We start from the raw sequence: 4,363 nt of genomic DNA, 5'->3' as shown, positions 1-4,363 counted from the left end.
AGTTATATGAAAAATTAGGGTTTGTCATTCAAGAGACTAGATTCGATGAATTTGGTGAAGGGGAAAATCGCTACTATATGGAATACTCCATTTCTTAATAAACAGAGATTTCATTAAAGGGTCATAAAAAATCAACCAATTTAGGGGGAGTTTAATCATGAGAAACACTTTATTCAAACCGAAAAGACATTGGAAAGAAATCGAGCTTTGGAAGGATGTAACGGATGAGCAATGGAACGATTGGGTTTGGCAGCTGACGAATACTATCAAAAATTTAGAAGACTTAAAGAAAGTAGTTAACTTAACACCAGAAGAAGAGGAAGGGGTTTTAATCTCAACAAAAACAATCCCATTAAACATCACGCCATATTATGCATCGCTTATGGATCCTGATGATTCAAGATGTCCGGTTCGAATGCAGTCTGTTCCGATTTCTGCGGAATTGCATAAAACAAGATATGACTTAGAAGATCCCCTTCACGAAGATGAAGATTCACCAGTACCTGGGTTAACCCATCGTTATCCAGATCGTGTGTTGTTTTTAGTTACAAACCAATGCTCTATGTACTGCCGTTACTGTACAAGAAGACGCTTCTCCGGACAAATCGGAATGGGCGTACCAAAGAAACAGTTAGACACAGCAATTAATTATATCGCATCTAACCCACAAATCCGAGATGTGTTAATTTCCGGAGGAGACGGGCTCCTTATTAATGACAATATTTTAGAATATATTTTAAAGAATTTACGTGAGATTCCGCATGTAGAAATTATTCGTATCGGTACAAGAGCACCTGTCGTATTCCCGCAGCGTATTACTGAAAATCTTTGTAATATCTTGAAAAAGTATCATCCAGTTTGGTTGAATACACATTTCAATACATCTATTGAAATTACGGAAGAATCGAAGCGTGCATGTGAAATGCTTGCAAATGTTGGTGTACCTGTTGGTAACCAGGCGGTTATTTTAGCAGGCATTAACGACAGTGTACCGATCATGAAACAGCTTATGCATGACCTTGTTAAAATTCGTGTTCGTCCATATTATATTTACCAATGTGATTTATCAGAAGGGATTGGCCATTTCCGTGCACCAATCAGCAAAGGATTGGAAATTATGGAAGGACTTCGCGGCCATACATCGGGTTATGCCGTTCCGACATTTATTGTTGATGCCCCGGGTGGAGGAGGCAAAATTCCATTGCAGCCGAACTATATCATTTCTCAAAGTGCTAATAAAGTGGTATTACGTAACTTTGAAGGTGTCATTACATCTTATCCAGAACCAACAAACTATCAGTCAGGCAGTGCAGAGGATTACTACAAAAAGGTATATCCTGAAGTGTTCGAAAAGTTTGAAAGTAATGGAGTCCTATCGATTATTGATGATACGAAATTTAACCTTACACCTGAAGGATTAAAACGGTTAGACCGCCGCAAGACGTATAACGAAAACACTGAGCATAGTTCATTAAAAGATAAACGTGAAAAACGTGACGAGTTAAAAGAGAAAAAATTCCAATCACAAATGAAGAAATATGAAACAGTGGGAGCAAAGGAGGAATAATTTTGATTTGTCAATGGTGCGAATCTGACACAGCACGTGAAACGAGCAACACAGTGTATTGGGAACTTCCAGATGGAACAAAAGCAATTCAAATTCAGGACACACCGACCATTCATTGCTTGGAATGCGGAATGACCTATCAAACCGATCATACGGTGAAAGCAATTGAGGATCAGCTATTTTTAATAGATTGCACAAAGCTCGAGAAAAGTATGACCTATGAAACCCTTATGGCCGCTCCACGCTTATTGAAGCGAAACTACTTTGATTTTTCGAAATAATTGGCAAAGCCATCTCCCGTTTTTCAATCGTAAGCGGGAGATGAATTTTATCTTAAGGACAAGGTATTACAAGATGAAATTCCGTCTGAATTCGAGGGGAAAATGAAATAGTTTTGTAGTTTTAGAATTACTATTCCTATTCCGTTATAACTTTAGGAGGGACTAATGTGAAGAACCCTATTTTACTCGTAATGACCTTATGTTTAATTTTTATGCTAGCTGCATGTGGAAGTAGTGAGAAAAGCACAAGTACTGGAGGAAAGGATGCGAACGAAGATTCAGGCAGCCTGGCGGCTATTAAGAAAAATGGCGTGCTTGAAATTGGAATCGAGGGTGCGTATCCTCCATTTAACTATTTTGATAAGAGTAATAAGTTAATAGGATTTGATGTCGATATTGCGAATGAAATTACAAAAAGAATGGGAGTTAAGCCTAATTATGTAGCGACTCCTTGGGACACCATTATCGGGGGATTACAATCAAAGAAATACGACATTATTATTTCGAGTATGGCAATCACAGAAGAACGGAAACAAAAAGTAGACTTCACGGATCCATACTATCATACCGGTGCCCAATTATTTGTAAATGAGGATTATTCAGAAATTAAAGATCCTAAAAAAGATATTAACGGTAAAAAAATCGGTGTAGCCATTGGTACGACATTTGAAAAGAAAGCCACTGAGCTTGGGGCGACGATTGTGAATTATAAAAGCGATCTTTTAACCTTTCAAGATTTGGCGAATAAACGTGTGGTAGGAGTCATTACAGATAAAGCAGTTGGTTCTAGAATGATTAAAGAAAAAGGATTTAAGGTTAAGGCTGTTGGTGACATGCTGTACAGGGATGCCGCTGGAATCACATTAAACAAGCATGAAGAAGCATTAAAAGCTGAAATCAATAAACATCTTAAGGATATGATGGAAGATGGAACATACGAAGAAATTAGTAAGAAATGGTTCGGTGAAGATATTCGCTAAGGAGAGATAGGATGCTTAATTTTAGTTTAGTTGGCGAGTTTATACCGTTCTTGGTAAAGGCGGCAGTTGTTACGATTCAACTGTCGCTAGTATCCATAATATTAGGAATGGTTTTTGGTCTTCTCATTGCATTAATGAGGATTTCTAAAATAAAGATTTTGTCCTATGTAGCTCAATTCTATATTTGGATCATTCGTGGGACGCCCATGCTAGTTCAATTGTTTCTTGTTTATTTCGGATTACCGCAAATAGGAATTGAGCTAACCCCATTTATTTCTTCTGTCATTGCATTAGGGTTGAATGCAGCTGCCTACATTGCTGAAATATACCGTGGCGGCATTATGTCCGTTCCAATTGGACAAATGGAGGCTGCAGAATCATTAGGGATGAAATACCCTGCCATCATGAAAAAAATCATCCTGCCACAGGCTCTTCGAGTCAGTGTACCTTCCCTTGGAAACCAAGCTGTCATGATGCTGAAGGATTCATCGTTGGCTTCACTTGTAACTGTATCCGAATTAATGATGGTTTCACAGAGATTTGCGGCTACGAATTATGCGTTTATTGAATTTTATATTGTCGCGGCTGGTTTCTATCTAGTGATGACAACCATTTTTACGTTTATTTTGAACAAGATTGAACAACGAATGTCCATAAGTGAACGCTAGGAGGAAATGAAGTGGAAGCTAGGAACATAGAAATGGCGAGCCCATTATCTCCCATTATTCGTATTGAAAATCTCCATAAGAGCTTTGATCAATTAGAGGTACTAAAAGGGATTGACCTTCAAATCTATAAAGGCGAGGTCGTTGCATTAATTGGTGCAAGCGGTTCTGGGAAAAGCACCTTACTCCGCTGTATCAATCGACTCGAAACGGTAACCAGCGGAAATGTCATCGTCGACAATATCAAATTGGACAATTCTGTGAAAAATATTAGTAAAGTTCGTCAGGAAGTAGGGATGGTGTTTCAGCAATTTAATTTATTTCCACATATGACCGTATTAGAAAACGTAACGGTTAGTCCCATTCAAGTATTGAATAAGGGTAAAGCTGAAGCAGAGATGGAAGCGATCAAGCTTTTGGAAAAAGTAGGCTTGAAGGATAAAAAGGATGTATATCCAAAAAAGCTATCAGGAGGGCAGCAGCAACGTGTAGCTATTGCAAGAGCACTAGCGATGAATCCGAAGATTATGCTTTTTGATGAGCCTACATCCGCATTAGACCCGGAATTGGTTGGGGAAGTCTTGCAAGTAATGAAGCAATTAGCTTTTGAAGGCATGACCATGGTCGTCGTCACTCATGAAATGGGCTTTGCAAAAGAGGTGGCTGACAGGGTCATCTTTATGGCCGACGGAGTTATCGAGGAACAAGGTGACCCCAAGGAAGTCTTGATCCATCCGAAGAGTGAGAGACTTATTTCATTTTTACGATTAGTCAGGTGAAAATTGAGGTCTCCAAAAAATATCTCAAAGGAAGTAAACCAATATGATGGAAGAAATGGATCGTCTTAGTTTATTAAATCTTCACATAGAC

General features: G+C 38.6%; 5 protein-coding genes. All 5 read left to right on the top strand.

The features are described 5' to 3' along the window. The first annotated feature begins 157 nt into the window (after positions 1-157). The 5 genes from ablA to V7659_RS06420 all read left to right on the top strand — a co-directional run bounded on the left by ablA (position 158) and on the right by V7659_RS06420 (position 4,272). Positions 158-1,567 (top strand): lysine 2,3-aminomutase, encoded by a 1,410-nt coding sequence (ablA, locus tag V7659_RS06440; protein ID WP_335538890.1) that lies wholly within the window; start codon positions 158-160, stop codon positions 1,565-1,567. A 2-nt stretch (positions 1,568-1,569) separates the two neighbouring features. Next, positions 1,570-1,848, top strand: a complete 279-nt coding sequence (locus tag V7659_RS06435; protein ID WP_335538888.1) for a YokU family protein — start codon at positions 1,570-1,572, stop codon at positions 1,846-1,848. Between the two features lie 167 nt (positions 1,849-2,015). Continuing rightward, entirely contained in the window at positions 2,016-2,828 is an 813-nt protein-coding gene (locus V7659_RS06430) for a transporter substrate-binding domain-containing protein (RefSeq protein WP_335538886.1), read from the top strand. A gap of 11 nt (positions 2,829-2,839) precedes the next feature. Then, complete coding sequence (locus tag V7659_RS06425; protein WP_335538885.1) at positions 2,840-3,496, top strand: amino acid ABC transporter permease; 657 nt, start codon at positions 2,840-2,842, stop codon at positions 3,494-3,496. 53 nt (positions 3,497-3,549) lie between these two features. Continuing rightward, a complete protein-coding gene (locus V7659_RS06420) occupies positions 3,550-4,272 on the top strand; it encodes an amino acid ABC transporter ATP-binding protein (RefSeq protein ID WP_335538904.1) in 723 nt (240 codons plus the stop codon). Positions 4,273-4,363 lie beyond the last annotated feature (91 nt).

This window comes from Neobacillus drentensis, from assembly GCF_036966985.1.
In the GTDB taxonomy this organism is placed as follows: domain Bacteria; phylum Bacillota; class Bacilli; order Bacillales; family Cytobacillaceae; genus Neobacillus; species Neobacillus drentensis_E.
The sequence above is the reverse complement of the archived record's forward strand: the minus strand, read 5'-3'. Positions and strand labels throughout refer to the sequence as shown.

What these genes read in the sequence shown, in the direction of transcription:
- ablA (WP_335538890.1), top strand. Translation starts at nt 158, where the DNA reads ATGAGAAACACTTTATTCAAACCGAAAAGACATTGGAAAGAAATCGAG.
- V7659_RS06425 (WP_335538885.1), top strand. Translation starts at nt 2,840, where the DNA reads ATGCTTAATTTTAGTTTAGTTGGCGAGTTTATACCGTTCTTGGTAAAG.